The organism is Capilliphycus salinus ALCB114379 (assembly GCF_047276495.1).
Taxonomy (GTDB): Bacteria; Cyanobacteriota; Cyanobacteriia; order Cyanobacteriales; family Microcoleaceae; genus Capilliphycus; species Capilliphycus salinus.
Map to the genome: position 1 here is coordinate 5,662,923 of NZ_CP178543.1, position 18,534 is coordinate 5,681,456.

22 protein-coding genes are annotated in these 18,534 nt (G+C 43.4%); 16 read left to right on the forward strand and 6 right to left on the reverse strand.

Annotated features, from left to right (window positions below):
- Positions 1–11 precede the first annotated feature (11 nt).
- Positions 12–1,625 (reverse strand): nickel-dependent hydrogenase large subunit, encoded by a 1,614-nt coding sequence (locus ACL6C3_RS22900; RefSeq protein ID WP_413161424.1) that lies wholly within the window; start codon positions 1,623–1,625, stop codon positions 12–14.
- Positions 1,626–2,279: 654 nt separating this feature from the next.
- Positions 2,280–3,242 (reverse strand): hydrogenase, encoded by a 963-nt coding sequence (locus tag ACL6C3_RS22905; RefSeq protein ID WP_413161425.1) that lies wholly within the window; start codon positions 3,240–3,242, stop codon positions 2,280–2,282.
- Between the two features lie 455 nt (positions 3,243–3,697).
- Between ACL6C3_RS22905 and ACL6C3_RS22910 the strand changes: the two genes are divergently transcribed.
- The 7 genes from ACL6C3_RS22910 to ACL6C3_RS22940 all read left to right on the forward strand — a co-directional run bounded on the left by ACL6C3_RS22910 (position 3,698) and on the right by ACL6C3_RS22940 (position 8,278).
- On the forward strand, positions 3,698–4,675 hold the full coding sequence (locus ACL6C3_RS22910) for a hypothetical protein (protein WP_413161427.1): 978 nt from the start codon (positions 3,698–3,700) through the stop codon (positions 4,673–4,675).
- Between the two features lie 32 nt (positions 4,676–4,707).
- Complete coding sequence (locus tag ACL6C3_RS22915; RefSeq protein WP_413161429.1) at positions 4,708–4,986, forward strand: hypothetical protein; 279 nt, start codon at positions 4,708–4,710, stop codon at positions 4,984–4,986.
- A gap of 30 nt (positions 4,987–5,016) precedes the next feature.
- On the forward strand, positions 5,017–5,241 hold the full coding sequence (locus tag ACL6C3_RS22920; protein WP_413161430.1) for a hypothetical protein: 225 nt from the start codon (positions 5,017–5,019) through the stop codon (positions 5,239–5,241).
- A 235-nt stretch (positions 5,242–5,476) separates the two neighbouring features.
- On the forward strand, positions 5,477–6,358 hold the full coding sequence (locus ACL6C3_RS22925; protein ID WP_413161432.1) for a NifU family protein: 882 nt from the start codon (positions 5,477–5,479) through the stop codon (positions 6,356–6,358).
- 152 nt (positions 6,359–6,510) lie between these two features.
- Positions 6,511–6,747, forward strand: a complete 237-nt coding sequence (locus tag ACL6C3_RS22930; RefSeq protein WP_413161433.1) for a hypothetical protein — start codon at positions 6,511–6,513, stop codon at positions 6,745–6,747.
- Positions 6,747–7,013: a type II toxin-antitoxin system PemK/MazF family toxin gene (locus tag ACL6C3_RS22935; RefSeq protein WP_413161435.1), complete on the forward strand. Its 267-nt coding sequence runs from the start codon at positions 6,747–6,749 to the stop codon at positions 7,011–7,013. The genes ACL6C3_RS22930 and ACL6C3_RS22935 overlap by 1 nt, the downstream gene beginning before the upstream one ends.
- A gap of 92 nt (positions 7,014–7,105) precedes the next feature.
- Complete coding sequence (locus ACL6C3_RS22940; protein ID WP_413161436.1) at positions 7,106–8,278, forward strand: hypothetical protein; 1,173 nt, start codon at positions 7,106–7,108, stop codon at positions 8,276–8,278.
- Positions 8,279–8,396: 118 nt separating this feature from the next.
- Here the strand turns inward: ACL6C3_RS22940 and ACL6C3_RS22945 are convergent, their stop codons facing one another.
- The 3 genes from ACL6C3_RS22945 to ACL6C3_RS22955 are packed head-to-tail and all read right to left on the reverse strand — an operon-like array spanning position 8,397 to position 9,584.
- Entirely contained in the window at positions 8,397–8,648 is a 252-nt protein-coding gene (locus tag ACL6C3_RS22945; RefSeq protein ID WP_413161438.1) for a hypothetical protein, read from the reverse strand.
- Complete coding sequence (locus ACL6C3_RS22950; RefSeq protein WP_413161440.1) at positions 8,641–9,444, reverse strand: Rpn family recombination-promoting nuclease/putative transposase; 804 nt, start codon at positions 9,442–9,444, stop codon at positions 8,641–8,643. Before ACL6C3_RS22950 ends, ACL6C3_RS22945 begins: the two co-directional genes overlap by 8 nt.
- Before the next feature lie 11 nt (positions 9,445–9,455).
- Positions 9,456–9,584: a hypothetical protein gene (locus tag ACL6C3_RS22955; RefSeq protein WP_413161441.1), complete on the reverse strand. Its 129-nt coding sequence runs from the start codon at positions 9,582–9,584 to the stop codon at positions 9,456–9,458.
- Here ACL6C3_RS22955 and hypF point away from each other — a divergent pair.
- The 9 genes from hypF to hypB all read left to right on the forward strand — a co-directional run bounded on the left by hypF (position 9,583) and on the right by hypB (position 17,359).
- Entirely contained in the window at positions 9,583–11,964 is a 2,382-nt protein-coding gene (gene hypF, locus ACL6C3_RS22960; protein ID WP_413161443.1) for a carbamoyltransferase HypF, read from the forward strand. The genes ACL6C3_RS22955 and hypF overlap by 2 nt on opposite strands.
- A 40-nt stretch (positions 11,965–12,004) precedes the next feature.
- On the forward strand, positions 12,005–12,250 hold the full coding sequence (locus ACL6C3_RS22965) for a HypC/HybG/HupF family hydrogenase formation chaperone (RefSeq protein WP_413161445.1): 246 nt from the start codon (positions 12,005–12,007) through the stop codon (positions 12,248–12,250).
- Positions 12,251–12,287: 37 nt separating this feature from the next.
- Entirely contained in the window at positions 12,288–12,776 is a 489-nt protein-coding gene (locus tag ACL6C3_RS22970) for a hypothetical protein (RefSeq protein ID WP_413161447.1), read from the forward strand.
- Between the two features lie 47 nt (positions 12,777–12,823).
- On the forward strand, positions 12,824–13,984 hold the full coding sequence (gene hypD, locus ACL6C3_RS22975; RefSeq protein ID WP_413161449.1) for a hydrogenase formation protein HypD: 1,161 nt from the start codon (positions 12,824–12,826) through the stop codon (positions 13,982–13,984).
- Positions 13,985–14,041: 57 nt separating this feature from the next.
- Positions 14,042–14,257 (forward strand): tautomerase family protein, encoded by a 216-nt coding sequence (locus ACL6C3_RS22980; RefSeq protein ID WP_413161450.1) that lies wholly within the window; start codon positions 14,042–14,044, stop codon positions 14,255–14,257.
- A gap of 93 nt (positions 14,258–14,350) precedes the next feature.
- Positions 14,351–15,010: a Uma2 family endonuclease gene (locus ACL6C3_RS22985; RefSeq protein ID WP_413161452.1), complete on the forward strand. Its 660-nt coding sequence runs from the start codon at positions 14,351–14,353 to the stop codon at positions 15,008–15,010.
- A 5-nt stretch (positions 15,011–15,015) separates the two neighbouring features.
- Entirely contained in the window at positions 15,016–16,122 is a 1,107-nt protein-coding gene (hypE, locus tag ACL6C3_RS22990; RefSeq protein ID WP_413161454.1) for a hydrogenase expression/formation protein HypE, read from the forward strand.
- 32 nt (positions 16,123–16,154) lie between these two features.
- Positions 16,155–16,499 carry a hydrogenase maturation nickel metallochaperone HypA gene (hypA, locus tag ACL6C3_RS22995; protein WP_413161455.1) on the forward strand — a complete coding sequence of 115 codons (345 nt, stop codon included), beginning with the start codon at positions 16,155–16,157 and terminating at the stop codon, positions 16,497–16,499.
- A complete protein-coding gene (gene hypB / locus ACL6C3_RS23000; protein WP_413161457.1) occupies positions 16,490–17,359 on the forward strand; it encodes a hydrogenase nickel incorporation protein HypB in 870 nt (289 codons plus the stop codon). The genes hypA and hypB overlap by 10 nt, the downstream gene beginning before the upstream one ends.
- Before the next feature lie 984 nt (positions 17,360–18,343).
- Here hypB and ACL6C3_RS23005 read toward each other — a convergent pair.
- The gene (locus tag ACL6C3_RS23005) at positions 18,344–18,466 is read right to left on the reverse strand and encodes a hypothetical protein (protein ID WP_413161459.1); all 123 of its coding nucleotides are present in this window, start codon (positions 18,464–18,466) and stop codon (positions 18,344–18,346) included.
- Between the last annotated feature and the right edge of the window lie 68 nt (positions 18,467–18,534).

An 18,534-nucleotide genomic window follows, 5' to 3' on the forward strand; every position in this document is an offset into this window, starting at 1 on the left:
ATAAAACCCGTTTAAGCCGTGCGGAACCGCGCCAATTCTTCACCGGTTTTCGCATCGTGAGCGTGAACGGTACACACCAAACAAGAATCAAAAGAACGCGCCACATGACCCACTTCTACGGGGTCATTTTTATCAGCAATTGGGGTACCAATTAACGCTTCTTCGATGGGTCCGCGAACACCTTCGCCGTCACGGGGGCCGATATTCCAAGTAGAAGGCGCAATGATTTGATAATTTTTAATCTTGCCATTTTCCACTTCCACCCAATGACATAAAGCGCCGCGACTGGCTTCGGTTGCACCCCAACCTTGTCCATCTTTTTGAGTGGGTTTAATATACCAGGGTTCCCGCAGTTGAAACTCCCGCAAACAGCGCTCGACTTCCCGATATAATTTCACCTGTTCGTGCATCCGGGCTAACTGACGCAAATGCACGCTAGGTCCGCCCATTTTCTTGAACATATCGAGGATAAAACCGTCGTAATGTTGCCAACTTTCGCCGTGATTTCCACCCGCTATTAATTGACGGGAAAGCGAACCCACTTCCATCCGACCAAAATCTTTATGTTTAACCGCACTTGACCAAGTATAAGCCCCTTCTAAAAAGTCTACATCATTGTTTTGTTGGGGAACGGTAAAACGGTCAAAGGGATGCACGTCTTCGTTTCCTTCTTCATACCAAGAATGGGTGGTATTTTCGCGGGTAAAATGATGTTCCATCAGTTGATGGGTATCGCTAAAACTATCATAAACCCCGCTTTTCATAATCACCGCCCCGCTGCGTCCGGCGATAGTTGGGCGTTGATATCTATCTTCGTGGGGGAGATAACCCCAAGTCATATATTTACCCGTTCCCGCCCCAAATTTATCCAAACCGATATCCAACCCCATTCGCCAATAAAAACCCAAATCCGAATTTAGATGATTTGGACTCTCACTCAACCACGCCATAAAATCATCATAGGATTGAATTTCTTCGTAACGTTCCAGCGAACAACCCAACCAAACCGGTTCCAACCAATTGGTACGAAAATATTCTAAAATCGACCAAGCCCGAGTAATATCCGTTAACGTTGGCGCACACATTACACCGCCGGGAACCATGAAGCTAGAATGGGGCCACTGTCCGCCAAATAAGGCATAAATTTCGACGGGTTTTCCGGAAATTGTTACCCCAATTTCGTAGGATTTTCCGGTATAAGCTGAAAACCGACGACAAGCTTCTTCATAAAAGCGGCTGTTTTGATATTTTTTGTTCGTTAGGTCAATCGCAAATAGGCCGTAAAAATAGCGGGGATGGCTTTGAATGGTTTCGACCAACTGACCCAAATTTCGGGCTAAAATTGCATTGCGGGGAACTTCCGTTTCCCAAGCGGTATCCAACGCCCAAGACGCACAAGTGAGGTGAGAGGCGCCACAAATTCCGCAAACTCTCGGGGTAACAATTAATCCGGCTTGGGGGTCTTTTCCGCGTAGAATTACTTCAAACCCTCTAAATAATTGGGCTTGCGTCCAAGCGTTAACGACGTGACCATCTTGTATATCAACTCTTACATCTAAGTCTCCCTCAACTCGGCCGACGGGAGAAATATTTAATGATTCTACGGATGTTTTTTGTGCAACCATGTTCTTCCTCTCTCAAGTGTTCTTTTGTGTTGAAAAGGGATAGCTTTTGTCGGGGCGGGTTCGACAAAATTGTTTGGGGGAACTCCTAAATTAATCTCAACCCTTTTTTGGGGCGAGTTTATAGAAGTTTTCTGTGGGAAGACATCAATCTTCGCGGAACCCTTTTTCGGGGCGGGTTTATAGAAGTTGTTTGGACCGAAGACATCAATCTTCGCGGAACCCGCCCCTACATTACTGTGAAATCACTGTAAATTTTTCGGTCGGGTTTATACAGTTAACGGTGAACAGTAACCCCTGTAAATTTTTCGGTCGGGTTTATAGAAGTTGTTTGGACCGAAGACATCAATCTTCGCGGAACCCTTTTTCGGGGCGGGTTTATAGAAATTTTCTGTAGGAAGACATCAGTCTTCGCGGAACCCGCCCCTACATTACTGTGAAATCACTGTAAATTTTTCGGTCGGGTTTATACAGTTAACGGTGAACAGTAACCCCTGTAAATTTTTCGGTCGGGTTTATAGAAGTTGTTTGGACCGAAGACATCAATTTTTGCGGAACCCTTTTTCGGGGCGGGTTTATAGAAGTTTTCTGTGGGAAGACATCAATCTTGACGGAACCCGCCCCTACTGTTGTTGGTATCGGCTTAAAAGCAGTTTATTACACGGTAAAAATGTCTTCTTCTGCCCATTTTGGCGTCGAATCTTTTGCCACAATTGTTAATAGGGCGTAGTCTTTGCGGTTGATACCTGTGGGTAATTCTCTGGGGACGCCCATCACGGTTTGGGTTTGAAAAACGGTTCCCGGTTTGAGGTCGTGGAAGGGAAATTCCGGTTCGGTACAGCCCAGACAGGGCATTCCGGCCCTCGTTTTGGAGGAAACTCGGTTCCACAAAATGCGGTTGCAGGAAGAATGGGTCATCGGCCCCCGACAGCCCAAGTCATAAAACAGACAGCCTTTGCGTTGTCCGAAGTCGGAGGTTGAGGCTTTGTACGCAAAGTGAATATTGCGGGTGCAGCCTGTTTGGGTGAAACTCTTGAAGAAGGTTTCGGGGCGATGAAATTCGTCTAAAGTGATGTCATCTAGCCTTCCGGTGGCGACTGCGACTAAAATTTGAGTTATCCAGTCGGGATGGGCGGGACAGCCGGGAATGTTGATGACGGGAAACCCGGCTTGACTGAGGTAGTCGGGGCCGAGAAAGCCGCCTTTTTGTCGTTTGAGAAATTGTAACCCTTCAGACTGGCTGGGGTTGGGTTCCATTGCGGGAATGCCCCCGTAGGTTGCACAGTCTCCGACGGCGACGACGAATTTTGCAACTTTGGAAAGGTCAGATAACCAGTCTTTCATCGGACGGTCTGCGAAACGGTTCCATTCTCCGGTGCCGTTGGGGGCGTTGACGACGCTGCCTTCAAAGACGAGAATATCAACGGGAACGGTGCCATTGATGCAGTCTCGCAATAGTTTTTTCAGGCTGTCTCCGAGTTCGAGTCCGAGGGAGGGATGCCAGAGGACGTTAATATTAAAGTCGGTTATCAGGTCACAGACGCTCGGTTCTTCGGCGTTGAGAAATGACATGGTGTTACCCGAACAGGCGCCACCTTGTAGCCAGAGGACGTTAGCCACAATAATTCTCCTTTTGCAATGCGGACAAACAGTTTGGGGTATTTAGTTGTGAGTCTGGGAAAGTTTGCGATATCGATTTTGATTATTATCTAAGACAAAATTTAGATTTTGATTAGAATGGCGATTTTTTTTAGATTTATGGGCGTGGAATTTACAAAAGTTTTTATTCGTCGTGTCAGAGAAAAACCCGGTTTATCAAAGAAACCGGGTTTTTATGGACTTGGGAAAAGTTAAAAAAGGATAAAATTCAGCTTGTCTTGACAAAACTAAAATTAAACTGCTTAACAGTATCAGATCATACAGTTGTTTGCGGTAAACAAGGATTAGTTTAAAACAACAAGAGTGACTATTTTTGACTGAGATTTTTGAGATAGAGGTTAACGGTTGTGTTGAGTAATTGCAACTCGCGTTAACCTCTAAAACGATTTGTCGAACCCTTCACCCCTAGAATAGTTGTGACACAAAGTTTTACTGAGTCTGCTGTGAAAGCCGCCACCGCTGCGGTTGAGTCCGAAGCCGGCACCGTCGCCGAAAAAGTGCAAATGTTAACCGAAATTGCACGGGGGTTGCTGCAAAAACCCAAAGGCATCGAACAAATAGAAGCGGCCGTGTTATTGTACCGTCAGGCGATTGAATTGTGCGGTTCGGATTATCCTTTATTAAAAGCACGCGCAACCGTTGGTATTGGAATTGCTTTAAGAACTTATCCCGGCGAAAGTTCCGAGGGTTTAGTTGCAGCCAAAGAGTATTTTGAAACGGCTTTACCGATTTTAAAGCAAGAGGCTGCCCCGGAAGAAGTTGCGGAAGTTGAGATGAATTTGGGCTTGGTTTTTCAGGCGTTAGTTCCGTTTAATCTCGCCCAAACTAAAGATGCAATCCAATCTTATCAACGGGCGTTGGAAGTGTTTACGCCGACAGAATATCCCCAAGAATACGCTATCTTACACAATAATATTGCGATCGCTTATTTGTCAATGTCGCTGTCGGGAGATGGCGAAGATATGCGTCAGGCGTTGGCGGTTCAGTCTTTTGAAGAAGCGTTGAAATGGATTATTTTAACGGATCATCCGGTTGAATATGCGATGCTGCAAAATAACCTGGGAAATGCGCTGCAATATCTCCCGAGCGTGCATCCGGTTGAAAATAATTTGCGGGCGTTGAAGGCTTACGACGAAGCGTTAAAAGTGCGAACCGCCCGAGATACTCCGGTGGAATATGCCAATACTATTGCCAACAAAGCCAATATTTTGTTTAACCTTCCCGATGATTTAGAACATCCAGAAACTGGAAATCCAAATCATCTCCAAACTGCTAAAACACTTTACGAAGAAGCCCGTTTAATTTTTGCTCAATACGGCGAGTCCGAAAGGGCGGAAATGGTTGCTCAAGCGTTGCAAGATTTGGATGCGGAATTGCAAGCGTTGTCCTCTTAGTTTTCCTCTTAAATTCTAACAAGGAGAATGGTATGAACGAGTTCAGCCAAGAAGTTCTAGAAGTGTTAAATACCGCCGCCGTGCAGACTTTTTTGCACGATTTAATCGCCGGACAAATTACCCTGTTAACGGGTATTGTTTGGCTGGCGGTTGCAGGTGCTGTTTCGATTGTTGGCGGTGCCATTGGCGGGGTTTTATTGGCCCGAAAAGATTTGGGTTGGGGTCTGTCGGCGATGATTGGCGGTTTGTTTGGTCCGGTGGGGGTTTTACCTGCAATTACCCTCGGATTAATTGTTTTGAAGTTTGTTTAGATTGCTGTTGAAAATTTGGGAGGAATTATTATGTTAGAGGTCGGTTGGTTCAGTACGAAGTTACTGTTCAAGGGTAAATTGTTGCGAAATCCGGGCTATTTTATTCGTCAAAGTGCTATCGGGTTGGTTTTGGGTTTGCTGTTGTTTGTGGGGTTGGATAAAATAGGTGTTAATCTATGGATGCCGCTGGTTTTATCCAGTTTGTTAACGGGAATTGCCATGCCGTTCCTGTTGAAAGACGTCAAAATGAAATAACCCCAATTTATCAATTTGTAGCGCAAGTTTGTAGGATGGGTTAGCGCAGCGTAACCCATCAAAACCCCCAAAACCCACCAAAATTCATCAATGTTGGCGAAATTTTGACCGGTTAATTTGTAGGATGGGTTGGCGAAGCGTAACCCATCAAAACCTACCAAAATGGGCGCAAGCAAGAGCGCCCCTACGGTTAATTTACAATTGAATTCAAAATTAAAATAACAAGATAAATATTATGACTTCAACGCCAATTTCTCCCCAGGATTCTGTAACGTTAGAAGATTTGGTTCAAGAAATTAAGTTTTTTGAAAACACCGTTTTAGAGTGGCACGACCCCGAAAAGTTATTGGTTGTGGAAGGGTTAAAACAATCAATCGAAGCGTTGCACAAAGAAGCGTTAATTCGTTTAATTCGCAGTGTTAAACAAGAATCTCTCCCGGCGTTACGCCATGCGGTTGAAGATGAAGTGGTTTACGGACTGCTACGCTATCACGAACTCGTTAAACCGCCCCAACCCCCGTTAGAAACCCGCATTCAACAAGCCTTAGAAGAAGTGCGTCCGGGGTTAAAAAGTCATAGCGGCGATGTAGAATTAGTTGCGGTTAAACTCCCCGATACGGTAGAAGTTAAATTAGTCGGAACTTGCAGCAATTGTCCGGCTTCTACGTTAACCTTAAAACAAGGCGTCGAACAGGCGATTAAAAATCATTGTCCCGAAATTAAACACGTTATCTCGGTTAATACTCCCGTTTCGGCGAACAATTCCGATTCAAAAACCAATTCAATAACCAGCCCCTTTTCTGCGGATAACGAGGCGGGTTGGGTTGCGTTAACCACAATTGAACAGATTCCGGACGGGGGAATTTTAGCCCTTGAATTGGATGGCTTAAAACTAATTATAACCCGATTTTCGGATAAAATTAAAGCCTATCGCAACAGTTGTACTCACCTGGCGATGCCGTTGGATAAAGGAGAAATAAAAGAGGGAATTCTCACCTGTTCGTTTCATCATTTCCAATACAATTTAGAAACCGGAGACTGTCTCACCGCCCCCGAAATGCCCCTGCAACCCTATCCCGTTAAACGGGTTGGCGAACGGGTGTTAGTCAGAGTTTAACAATAACTGTTGAGATAGAAATATCGGGTTGATAAGTGCAAGCGTCTCGCTTGCTAGAAACCATTTTCTGTTAACCGTTTTTAACTTGTCGAACCCAATCAAAAATCGGATTGCTATAATTTAGTAAAGATATTCACAAGCCCCCAAATTTTATGCAAACAGACATTTCTATTCCAGACACAATTTTTCATCAAGCCGAAGCCCTCGCCGAACAGTTGGGTATATCCCGAAGCGAACTTTATACACAAGCGTTGAAAGTGTATTTAAAAAACTATAATCGCGACCAAATTTTAGAAAAATTAAACCAAGTTTATTCAGAAGAATCTTCGGAGTTAGACCCAATATTAGCAAAAATGCAATTTATGTCTTTACCCCGTGAGGATTGGTAATGTATCGGGCTGAAATTTGGTGGGCTACTTTACCAGACCCGGTGGGTTCAGCGCCGGGATATCGCCGACCCGTGTTAATTGTTCAAGATGATACCTTTACTCAGAGTCGCCTAAGAACAGTAATTGTAGTAATTATAACCTCTAATACTCGATTAGCAGAAGCACCGGGTAATCTCTTATTACCTCACGAAGCAACGGGTTTACCTCGTGATTCTGTTGCCAATGTTTCTCAGATTTTGACGATTGATAAATCAGTTTTAACATAGAAAGTTGGAACTTTACCCAGTCGTTTGCAAGAAAAGGTAAACGAAGGTTTACGGATGATTTTGTACCTTTGATATTCCTTTATATTATCCCAATGAATACCTCAATTAATTCTCAATCTTCTTCTATTCAAGATATTTTTTCCCCAAAAGGTGCCGAAATTATTCTCGGACAACAGCCTTCCGAACTGTTAGCGGTTCCCCTCGAACCCACTGCCACCACAATGTTTGGCCCGCGTGGTTTATGTTGGGTGGAAAATGGACCGTTGTGGGTGGCGGATACCGGACACCACCGCCTGTTGGGATGGCGCCAACGTCCCGAAATTGACGGACAGGCGGCGGACTGGGTTATCGGACAGCCGGACTTTAACCGGGAGGGACAAAACGCCAACGGTTCCCCGACGGCTGCAACGGTGAGTGTTCCGACGGGGATGTGTATTTGTGGCGAAAGTTTGGCGGTGGCGGATGCATGGAATCACCGGGTTTTAATTTGGAAAAAAGTTCCCCAAGATAGCAATATTCCGGCGGATATTGTTCTCGGTCAAGCCAATTTTAACGCCAACGAACCGAACCGGGGCGAGTTAGAAACAGCCGCCAATCGAATGCACTGGCCCTATGGGGTTTTCTATTATAATGGGTTGTTTTTTGTGGCGGATACGGGAAACAGGCGGGTGCTTGTTTGGCGGGAATTTCCGACAGAAAATGGTCAGCCGGCGGATTTTGTTTTGGGACAGTCCGATTTGGTTTCTCGCCACGAAAATGGGGGCGATAGTCCGACGGCTTCGAGTATGCGTTGGCCCCATGCGTTAACGGTTTGGAATCATCGTTTTGTTGTTAGCGATGCGGGGAATAATCGGATAATGGTTTGGGATAATATTCCCACAGAAACCAATCAACCTTGTGCGTTGGTTTTGGGTCAAATTGGTTTTGATAAGGTTGAATTAAATCAGGGGGTTTATTTCCCGTCTGACTCTAGTTTAAGTATGCCTTATGGGGTGGCTGCAACATCAGAATGGTTGATTGCTGCTGATACTGCAAACTCAAGATTAATTGGATGGAAAGGTGAAGTTTTTACGGGAAAATCGGCGGAAATGTTAACAGGTCAATCTCATTTTAAGAGTAAAAGTGAAAATCGTTGTTATGGGAATGCAACCCGCAATAGTTTGTGTTGGCCCTACGGAATTCAAGTGTATGGAAATACGGCGATGATTGCGGATTCTGGGAATAATCGGGTGTTATTGTGGTCGATAGGTTCAGCCTATAACTAATAGGAAATCAAAGGTTTGTAGTTGGGCTTCAGCCCTTTTCTATCGCGCTAAAGCGCAACTACTAACTTATCCTATTTGTTGATTTTTGAACACCTACTTACATCAATTAGAACATAAATTATCCCTCATTTTCATTTTCTATTGAGGATTGGGCTGCTTGTTGAACTTGTTCTAGTTTTAAGCCCAATCTAAAGGCAGTTTCCTCTACACTAATTCCCAAACTAATTAGGAGAGGAACCAACTCTAACTTTGCTTGTAAGCGGCCTTCCTTAAATCCTTCTTTAAACCCTTCTTTGAAGCCTTCTTTAAATCCTTTTATATAAGCTTCTTGATAAACTCGGGTTTGTTTCAAATCATCTAAACTAAACATCGCTTTGATTTTCGGTTGAGGATTGGGCGGCTTGTTGAACTTGTTCTAATTCTAGTCCTAATCTTGTAGCTATTTCTTCCAAACTAATTCCCAAACTAATGAGAAATGGAACCAATTCTAATTTTGCTTGTTGACGCCCTTCTTCTAACGCTTCTTGATAAACTCGGGTTTGTTTCAAATCATCTAAACTAAACATCGCTTCGATTTCCTCCCGACTCAGTTGAGGTAACTTGTAGACTAAGATGGCTTCTATCAATTGTAAAATATCCGCTTGAGATTGTTGCTGAAAAGTTTCCGCCCTCACCCGTTCAATTAAACTTTGGGCTAGGGAAATTGCTTGTTCTTGCTGTGCTACAATCAGTTGAACGGTGGCAATACCGACGGAATTTTCCCCAATTTCTCCCAACTCATCAAGATAAATTCGACTGACTCGCCCCGAATGAAATAACTCTCGATAGCGGGGGGTTTCTCCGGGGTCAATATTGCGACTGGGATACAGAACAACGCCTCGCCAGTCGTTCACGAGTTCGGTTTTATTAAGATAAAGGAAAATTTCGGCAAAAAACCGGGAATAAAAGCGAGAATCGGGTTGAAACTGAACCTCGGCAAAGTATATCGGCGGGTTAATTGCATTAAGATTTGGGATAAAAACCCCATCAATTCTAAAAGAAAGTTGTTTGACTTCTACGGATGCAAACTGATAATTTTCGGCTTCTTCAGGTGAACGGTTAATCAGTTCAAAGAATATGCCGGGAAAGGCTTCAAATAAGCGATAAAATAGGGTATCTGTTTTCACGAGATTGATTTTTAGGGAAATTTTGTAACAAAAGATAACACGCCGATAGCCGAAAAAGCCTGAAGAAAGACCAAAGAAATTCCCCCGATCGCATAATTAAGATTCACAATAAAGGTATAGGATATAAATGAGTGAATCATGGCGACGATCACGGATCAAATAGCTGAAGAAATTCGCGTCTGCGGTATCGTTCAGGGGGTGGGGTTTCGTCCAACCGTTTATCGCCTCGCCCAAGACTGCGGCTTGTGTGGAGAAGTTAGCAACGACGGTGAAGGGGTTTTAATTCGTGTGGTGGGCGATCGCGATGCTATCAATACATTCATTCATCGCCTAGAAACTGAACCGCCCCCTTTGGCAAAAATTGAGTCAATTCATCGCTATCCCTACACGGGCGATCGCTCTTTTTCTAATTTTACCATTGTTTCGAGTCAATCCAACAAAATTAGAACAAAAATTGCGCCGGATGCGGCAACTTGTCCGGCTTGCAAGCGGGAAATTTTTGATCCTTTAAGTCGGTTTTATCGCTATCCGTTTACAAATTGCACCCACTGCGGCCCCCGGTTAAGTATTATTAAAAAGTTGCCTTATGACCGGAAAAATACCAGCATGGGCGGGTTTGAATTGTGCGGAGAATGTCAACAGGACTACGAAGATCCTCTCAACAGACGCTTTCACGCCCAACCCGTCGCCTGTCATTTTTGCGGCCCCAAAGTAACATTAGAACGGGGCGATGGTAAACCCGTAACCGCCCATATGTTCTCGATGTTAGATGAAGTTGATGCGGTTTGTACGCTACTTCAACGGGGGCAAATTGTGGCGATCAAAGGGTTAGGTGGATTTCATCTGGCTTGCGATGCAACTAACGAAGAAATTGTACAGAAATTGCGCGATCGCAAGCATCGCCCCGATAAACCTTTGGCGTTGATGGCGCGAGATATTAATATTATTGAAAAATATTGTTTTGTCACAGCAGAAGAACGGAAATTGTTGGAAAGTTCGGCGGCACCGATTGTATTATTGCGTCGAAAAACGAACTTAAAAGATTCAATTCAAAATCAAATCGCCCCTTGCGTTGCACCCAATCAAAATTATTTGGGGTTTATGTTACCTTACACGCCGTTACATCATTTGGCGTTGAGAAGATTAGAGATTCCAATTGTTCTGACCAGCGCCAATTTTTCCGACGAACCCCAATGTATTGATAACGCAGAAGTTCAAACCAAACTGGCAAAAGTTGCCGATTATTTTGTATTACATAATCGGGAAATTGTCAACCGGGTTGATGATTCGGTTGTGAGAATTAATAATAACCGTTTACAAATTCTGCGACGGGCGAGAGGATACGCCCCCGCCCCGATTAATTTACCGCCAGGATTTCAAGATAAACCCGCTATTTTGGCGATGGGAAGCGAACTTAAAAATACGTTCTGTTTGTTGCGAGAAGGTCAGGCGATTTTATCCCAACATATTGGGGATTTAGAAAACGCTTTGGCTGCGGAAGCCTATCAGAAAACGTTAAATCTTTATTTGGGTTTACTCGAACATCAACCGAGTGCGATCGCGTTGGATTTGCATCCCGAATATTTATCAACAAAACTCGGAAAAGAACTCGCAGAAACGAACAATATCCCGATTTATTCTATCCAACATCATCACGCCCATATTGCGGCTTGTATGGCTGAAAATGGCTTGCCCATCGATACAAAACCTGTTTTGGGAATTGCTTTGGACGGGTTGGGATACGGCGAAGATGGGACGATTTGGGGCGGCGAATTTTTGTTAGCAGATTATCGCAGTTTCCAACGGTTGGGAACGTTTAAACCCGTAGAAATGATCGGGGGCGAACAGGCGATTTATCAACCCTGGCGGAATACTTACGCCCATTTAAAAGCGGCATTGGGAGAAGATTTACCCTCGCACATGATCGATTTAAAATTGGGAGAGTTTTTGGATCAACAACCGTTAAAATTACTCGACCAATTAATAGAGAAAAAGATTAATTCTCCTCTCGCTTCTTCTTGTGGGCGGTTGTTTGATGCGGTGGCGGGTGCAATTGGAATTTGTCGCGAAAGTTGCAGTTATGAAGGACAGGCTGCGATTACACTGGAAGCGATCGCGGAAGACTATCTGTTAAATTACTCTGAAGAAATTGAGCCTTATCCGTTTATTGTGAAAAAATTAGAACACCCGTTATTTTCTCTCGAACCCCGTCCGATGTGGTCGGCTTTGTTAGCAGACTTGCGACAAAATGTTCCGGTTGGGATGATGGCGGCGAAGTTTCATTTTGGGTTAGCTGAAGCGATCTCAACGATGGTTGAACGGTTAAGTTTTGAAACAAGTTTTCATCAAGTTATTTTAACAGGAGGTGTGTTTCAAAATCAAATTTTACTGACCCAAGTTCGCGATCGCTTAATGTCTAAAAATTTAGACGTTTTAACGCACAGTCAAGTTCCTTCTAATGATGGCGGACTCTCTCTCGGACAGGCGGTGATTGCATCCGCTAAACTAGAAGAAGAATAAACGTTTATTCAACCCTATTGTCGAGATTACCCGAAAAAAAATGTGTTTAGGAATTCCCGGTCAAATTACTGAAATTACCGACGCCACCAACAAGTTAGCAATGGTTAATATTGGGGGTGTCAAACGACAGGTTAATATTGCTTGTATCGTCGATGAAACTCACCCCGTCGAGTCTTGCGTTGGGGATTGGGTATTGGTTCATGTGGGTTTTGCGATGAACCGAATTGATGAACAAGAAGCCGCAGAAACGTTAGAAATTTTACAGCAATTAGCGGCGATTCAGTAAATAATAAAACAGCCATCCAAATTCAGGAGAAATCAGGATGCAAACCGCCCCCGAACAGCTTTCTTGGTCTGATATTCCCACCGAAGTTAAAGATTTGTTAATGCAAGCCGTCGAACAGTGGGAAGATACGGCAAAATCAGAACAGTACATCTATCAAGCCTTAGAAAAAGCCGGGGAAAATTACGAGGTATTAATTGGGGCTTACCGTTATTTTTTCTACAAAAATCAGCAGAAAATGGCGTTAAAAATTGCCCAAATGGTTTTAGATAAAATCAAAACCGAGGAACAATTACCCGAGAGTTGGGAAGACCAAAAACCCCGATTAATTCAAGACAAAGAACAGCCAAAAATTCGACTCTACCTGAATGCTTATGCCGCAATGGGTTATATTCTCGCCCGTTTGGGTGAAGTGGAACAGGCCAAACAAATCACCGAACAAATTAAAGAAATCGATACCCAAAGACAATCCAGTGCGACGACGGTTTTTGAAGTGTTAACGCGGGTACCGGAAGAAGACGAAGAATAATTTTCAAGTTAATTTAAACCTGAATTTAAGCCAGGAGAACACAATAAATGAAGTATGTTGACGAATTTAGAGATCCGCAAAAATTGCAAGCATTAATGAAGGAAATAAACCGCTTAACGTTAATGCTTGAACGCACCCCCGAACACCCGTTAAAAATAATGGAAGTTTGCGGGGGTCACACCCATTCTATCTTTAAATATGGCATTGAAGAAATTCTTCCCGACAGCATAGAACTGATTCACGGTCCCGGTTGTCCGGTGTGTATAATGCCGCGAGGAAGACTCGATGCTGCGATTAAATTAGCCGACATTCCTAACGTTATTTTTACTACCTTTGGCGATGCGATGCGGGTGCCGGGTTCAGAAAAAAGTTTGCTACAAGCTAAAGCCCAAGGTGCCGATATTCGCATGGTTTATTCCCCCTTGGATGCCTTACCCATTGCCAAACAAAATCCCGATAAAGAGGTAATTTTCTTTGGGTTGGGCTTTGAAACAACGGCGCCGAGTACCGCTTTTACCATCCTACAGGCCGAGGCAGAAAATATCAAAAACTTCAGTATTTTTTGCAATCATGTGATTGTGGTTCCGGCGTTAGAAGCGTTATTAGATAACCCCGATTTGGAACTCGACGGATTTATCGGTCCCGGTCATGTTAGTATGGTAATTGGGTCGAATCCCTACAAAATTATCGCCGAAAAATATTATAAACCCGTCGTTGTTTCCGGCTTTGAACCGTTAGATATTGTGCAGTCTGTTTGGATGTTGCTGCAACAGTTGGTAGACCGACGCTGTGAGGTGGAAAATCAATATAAACGTCTGGTTCAACCGGATGGAAATCCGATGGCGTTGGATGCCATTCAAAAAGTGTTTGAAGTGCGAGAAGAATTTGAATGGCGGGGACTCGGAGAAATTGCCCAGTCCGGACTGAAAATTAATTCAAATTATGCCCAATTCGACGCAGAAATTAAATTTGATGTTTCCGATGTTAAAGTTCCCGATGCTGCTGCTTGTCAGTGTGGGGAAATTCTCAAAGGAGTCTTAAAACCCTGGCAATGTAAAGTATTTGGTACCGCTTGCACGCCGGAAACACCCATCGGAACCTGTATGGTTTCTTCAGAAGGGGCTTGTGCGGCTTATTACAAATATGGTCGCCTTTCAACCGTTGCAAAAGCCAACAAACCCCAACAACGTTCTAAAGCAAAAGTCTAAGCACCTAAGCGCCAGCCTTCTATCTTTTATATAGCAACAAATGAGGAGGAAAACTGTATGCCATTTGTCACAATTCAAATTGGAGAAGGTCATTCCATCGAGAAAAAACGGGAACTCGCCAAAGCAGTAACCGATACTTTGGTCGAAACTTTGGGAACGAAACGGGAATGGGTGACGATTCATATTGATGAATTTAACCGGGATAATTGGGCTGTCGGCGGCGAATTGCACTCCGATAAACATCCCGGACGTCACGCTGAGAAATCCGCTTAATTTGTTGGGAGTAATAGGATTGAACTTGGAAAAATATCGGACAATTGAAACTATTACTCCCCGAATAATTTTTATTAGATTATCGGCGATACCATGACTCAGCCATTAATTACTAAACCGATTAGTAAAATCGAACTCAATCCCGGCAGTAAAATCAAAATTTATGAGGTAAACTGGCAGGAGTTTGAAGGGCTGATCGATGAGTTTGGAGAACGGCGAAATGTTCGCATGGCTTACCATCAAGGAACCTTAGAAATTATCGCTCCCCTACCCGAACATGAACGCTTAACTGTTGTAATTTCTGACTTGGTGAAAGTCATTTTGAGGGTTCAAAAACAGCCTGGGGAGTCTCTCCGTTCGATAACATTAAAACGAAAAACAATGGCGGTTGGAGTTGAACCCGATGACTGTTTTTATATCAAAAACTATCGGGCTGTTATCGGAAAAAATCGGTTAGATTTGGATATCGATCCGCCTCCAGACTTGGCTATTGAAACGGATGTCACTTCATTTACAGAAATTAGTGCCTATGAAGCTTTAAAAGTTCCCGAAGTTTTGATTTATGCCCAAGATGTTTTAACGATTAATCTATTTCAAGGGGGCAAATCTATCGAATCTCAAACCAGTTTAATCTTTCCATATTTACCCATTGTTGAACTCATTCCCGAAACCATAAAAAAAGCAAAAAAGATAGGAACTAGCCAAGCTTTAGAAGAATTTGAAACCCGGTTATTAACAACAAATCAAGGTTAAAATCAATGACTCATTCTTTAGATAAAAAAGCCGAACAACATCCCCTCTTTCAAAAAGTCGAAAAAGTTCGCCGTCGCCCCGCAAAAGTTCGCGATACAACCGTTACACTCGCCCACGGAAGCGGAGGGAAAGCGATGCGGGATTTAATTGATGATATTTTTGTCAGAAATTTTGATAATCCGATTCTTTCTCAACTTGAAGATCAAGCCAGTTTAAATTTAGCAGAATTAGCAACACTGGGAGATCGGTTGGCTTTTACAACCGATTCTTATGTTGTCGATCCGATCTTTTTTCCGGGTAGTAATATTGGGGAACTTGCTGTTAATGGAACCGTGAATGATTTGGCGGTTAGCGGTGCAAAACCCCTGTATCTTTCCTGCGGTTTTATCCTCGAAGAAGGGCTACCCATAGAGACATTGCGGGAAATTGTTCAAAGTATGAAAATAGCCGCAGATAAAGCGGGGGTAAAAATCGTTACGGGAGACACGAAAGTAGTTCACCGGGGCTGTGCGGATAAACTGTTTATTAATACCGCAGGGGTGGGCGTTATTCGTTCGGGAATCAATATTTCCGCCCAAAATTTACAGCCCGGAGATGTTATTTTAGTGAATGGTTATCTCGGCGATCACGGGACTGCAATTTTGATTGCTAGAGGTGAATTGGCTTTGGATACAACCATTGAAAGTGACTGTCAACCGTTGAATGATTTAATCGATAAAATAATAGAAACTTGCCCAAAAGTTCGCGCTTTACGAGATGCAACCCGGGGCGGAGTGGCGACGGTTTTAAATGAATTTGCCATGAGTTCGGAAGTGGGAATTCGCCTGTTTGAACCGGAATTACCTCTAAGAGAAGAAGTGCAGGGAGTCTGTGAAATTTTGGGACTCGATCCGCTTTATTTAGCCAATGAAGGTAAGTTAGTTTTGGTTGTTCCGAAAGAGGATGCAGAAACGGTTTTAGAGGCGATGAAATCCCATCCTGCGGGTGAAAATAGCCGTATTGTTGGGGAGGTAATTGCTTCTCCGCCCGGGGTTGTTTTGCTACAAACGGCTTTCGGAACCGAACGCATTGTTGATATGTTGGTTGGGGATCAATTGCCCCGAATTTGTTAGTTTTTTAACAAAAATTAGGAGGATTTAAAATTATGCACGAACTCGGAATTACTCAAAATATTGTGGCGATTGTCAGCGAACACGCCAGGGGCGCACCCGTTAAACGAGTTACAATAGAAATAGGCAAACTTTCCGCAATTATGCCCGATGCGATTCGATTTTGTTTTGATGTTTGTACGCAAGGAACGGTGTTGGAAGGGGCAACTTTAGAAATTGTTGAAGTGGCGGGTTTGGGAAAATGTCGGCAGTGCGGAACCGAAGTAACTCTCGAACAACCTTTTGGAATTTGTCACGCTTGCAATAGCGTTGAACTCGATATTATTCAAGGCGAAGAACTTAATATTAAAGAAATGGAGGTTGAAGAATTATGTGCGTAACTTGTGGCTGTTCTGATGATAGCGAAACGACAATTACAAACCCCCAAACGGGAGAAAAAAGCCCGATCAAAACTCACGTTCATCAGTCCCATTCTCATACTCACACTTTGGCAGATGGCACCGTTGTCGAACATTCTCACCCCCATTCCCACACTCACGAACATCCGACTTCACCCCACGAAGAACACACTCACACCCACACTTTGGCAGATGGAACGGTTGTGACTCATTCCCATACTCACACTTCTGAAGTTCCTAAAACCGAAACCAAAGTTTCTGAAATTCATGCTAAAATTCATGGAAATACGATAGAATTAGAACAGGCAATTTTAGGCAAAAATAACTTAATTGCCGCCCAAAATAGGGGATGGTTTAAAGGGCGAAATATCTTAGCCTTAAATCTAGTGAGTTCGCCGGGTTCGGGAAAAACAACCCTGTTAACCCGCACTATTAACGATTTAAAATCTAAGTTCACCTTTAGCGTGATTGAAGGCGATCAAGAAACGGTCAATGATGCCGAAAAAATTCGCTCTACGGGCTGCAATGTGGTTCAAATTAACACCGGAACCGGATGTCATTTGGAAGCCGCAATGGTTGAACGTGGGTGTGAAGAATTGAACCCGCCTCTCAATTCTATTGTAATGATTGAAAATGTGGGTAATTTAGTGTGTCCGGCGTTATTTGATTTGGGTGAAAAGGCAAAAGTTGCCATCCTTTCTGTCACCGAAGGCGAAGATAAACCGATTAAATATCCCCATATGTTCCGGGCGAGTCAAGTGATGATTTTAACAAAAATTGACTTGCTTCCCTACGTTCAGTTTGATGTTCAACGCTGCTTAGACTACGCCCCGCCAAGTTAACCCTAAAATGCAAATTTTCCAAGTTTCCGCCTCAACGGGAGAAGGCTTAGAAGCTTGGTACAATTGGTTAGAATCTCAGTCTCAGCAAGTCTAAAATTAGGGGTTGGGTTTGATAGAAGTTCAACCCAACCCGTTAATACAGTTTTAGAATTTTAAGGTATCAAGAACCTTGCAAACTCCAAAATACAAGTAATCTAAGCCAGCTTGTCGTATCCACAGCGGTGGAATATTAGATGTATTTTCTTCAGAGTTGGATGTTACGATCATCTGATTTGAAAATTTTTCAATCGGTAAGCGCATAATTCTTCCTCGTTGTCGTTTGCCGGAAAAAAAGAGGGTTATGTAATATCTATGTAAAGCTTTGGTAAATTGTAGTTTCACTTCGATCGCCTCAGACTCAACTCTCATTCGGCTACAATTTGCGCTACAGAATCGCTCATCCAGGCTACGATCGCCCGCAACTCGTCCAAGGAACGGCTATCTTAATCAAATGCAACAAATTCAATCGCTGACCATTCGATTGAGAAGCAACAAATCATATGAAATCCCTTAATTTTTGTGACAGATGATTGCTCGCCGGATAGGGGTCTGCGGTTCAGGATCGGTCCGTTGACAGTGAGGCGCGAGCGCTGCGATCGCTTCTGCTAGGATCTCCCGACCCGTTTTTTCGCTGAACAGCTATCAGTTGTTTTATCGATGACCTGAGGATTTGTTCGCTTCTGTAGCATTCTTTTTTCCACTTCATATAATATCAAATTATACCCCCTGTGAATATCAGTGATTCAGCTTCAGTGTCCGGCCAGCGATGGGATACCATAATATTAATTATTGTAATAAAATCAAACTGGACTGTTATCATTTCTTCGAGACTATAGAGTAACTTGGATATAGCCAATCCAATCAAAAAAGGAGATTAAGATGAACAATCTATTCAGTTCTATTCACAATTTTAATCGGGTCTACATTCACCGAGCGTCTACTACACTATTGATTGATTAGAGGAGTCGTTGACCGATATTCAAGTTCTCGCGCAACGGCTTGCTGAGATTCTTGACGTTGGGGCTGACACCTGGCAAGATTAAATTTTAGCCTCAAATAATTGTGCATAAATGTTGGATTCCCTAGCCGTCGAGGATCTGAAAATGTCGATTTGATTCGATTTTATCTAATTTCAG

Bases quoted from the DNA above. Each gene is read 5' to 3' on its own strand.
- ACL6C3_RS22900 (WP_413161424.1), bottom strand. From the start codon at position 1,625: ATGGTTGCACAAAAAACATCCGTAGAATCATTAAATATTTCTCCCGTC.
- ACL6C3_RS22915 (WP_413161429.1), top strand. From the start codon at position 4,708: ATGAACGAGTTCAGCCAAGAAGTTCTAGAAGTGTTAAATACCGCCGCC.
- ACL6C3_RS22920 (WP_413161430.1), top strand. From the start codon at position 5,017: ATGTTAGAGGTCGGTTGGTTCAGTACGAAGTTACTGTTCAAGGGTAAA.
- ACL6C3_RS22925 (WP_413161432.1), top strand. From the start codon at position 5,477: ATGACTTCAACGCCAATTTCTCCCCAGGATTCTGTAACGTTAGAAGAT.
- ACL6C3_RS22930 (WP_413161433.1), top strand. From the start codon at position 6,511: ATGCAAACAGACATTTCTATTCCAGACACAATTTTTCATCAAGCCGAA.
- ACL6C3_RS22935 (WP_413161435.1), top strand. From the start codon at position 6,747: ATGTATCGGGCTGAAATTTGGTGGGCTACTTTACCAGACCCGGTGGGT.
- ACL6C3_RS22940 (WP_413161436.1), top strand. From the start codon at position 7,106: ATGAATACCTCAATTAATTCTCAATCTTCTTCTATTCAAGATATTTTT.
- ACL6C3_RS22945 (WP_413161438.1), bottom strand. From the start codon at position 8,648: ATGTTTAGTTTAGATGATTTGAAACAAACCCGAGTTTATCAAGAAGCT.
- hypF (WP_413161443.1), top strand. From the start codon at position 9,583: ATGGCGACGATCACGGATCAAATAGCTGAAGAAATTCGCGTCTGCGGT.
- ACL6C3_RS22955 (WP_413161441.1), bottom strand. From the start codon at position 9,584: ATGATTCACTCATTTATATCCTATACCTTTATTGTGAATCTTAATTAT.
- ACL6C3_RS22965 (WP_413161445.1), top strand. From the start codon at position 12,005: ATGTGTTTAGGAATTCCCGGTCAAATTACTGAAATTACCGACGCCACC.
- ACL6C3_RS22970 (WP_413161447.1), top strand. From the start codon at position 12,288: ATGCAAACCGCCCCCGAACAGCTTTCTTGGTCTGATATTCCCACCGAA.
- hypD (WP_413161449.1), top strand. From the start codon at position 12,824: ATGAAGTATGTTGACGAATTTAGAGATCCGCAAAAATTGCAAGCATTA.
- ACL6C3_RS22980 (WP_413161450.1), top strand. From the start codon at position 14,042: ATGCCATTTGTCACAATTCAAATTGGAGAAGGTCATTCCATCGAGAAA.
- ACL6C3_RS22985 (WP_413161452.1), top strand. From the start codon at position 14,351: ATGACTCAGCCATTAATTACTAAACCGATTAGTAAAATCGAACTCAAT.
- hypE (WP_413161454.1), top strand. From the start codon at position 15,016: ATGACTCATTCTTTAGATAAAAAAGCCGAACAACATCCCCTCTTTCAA.
- hypA (WP_413161455.1), top strand. From the start codon at position 16,155: ATGCACGAACTCGGAATTACTCAAAATATTGTGGCGATTGTCAGCGAA.
- hypB (WP_413161457.1), top strand. From the start codon at position 16,490: ATGTGCGTAACTTGTGGCTGTTCTGATGATAGCGAAACGACAATTACA.
- ACL6C3_RS23005 (WP_413161459.1), bottom strand. From the start codon at position 18,466: ATGCACAATTATTTGAGGCTAAAATTTAATCTTGCCAGGTGTCAGCCC.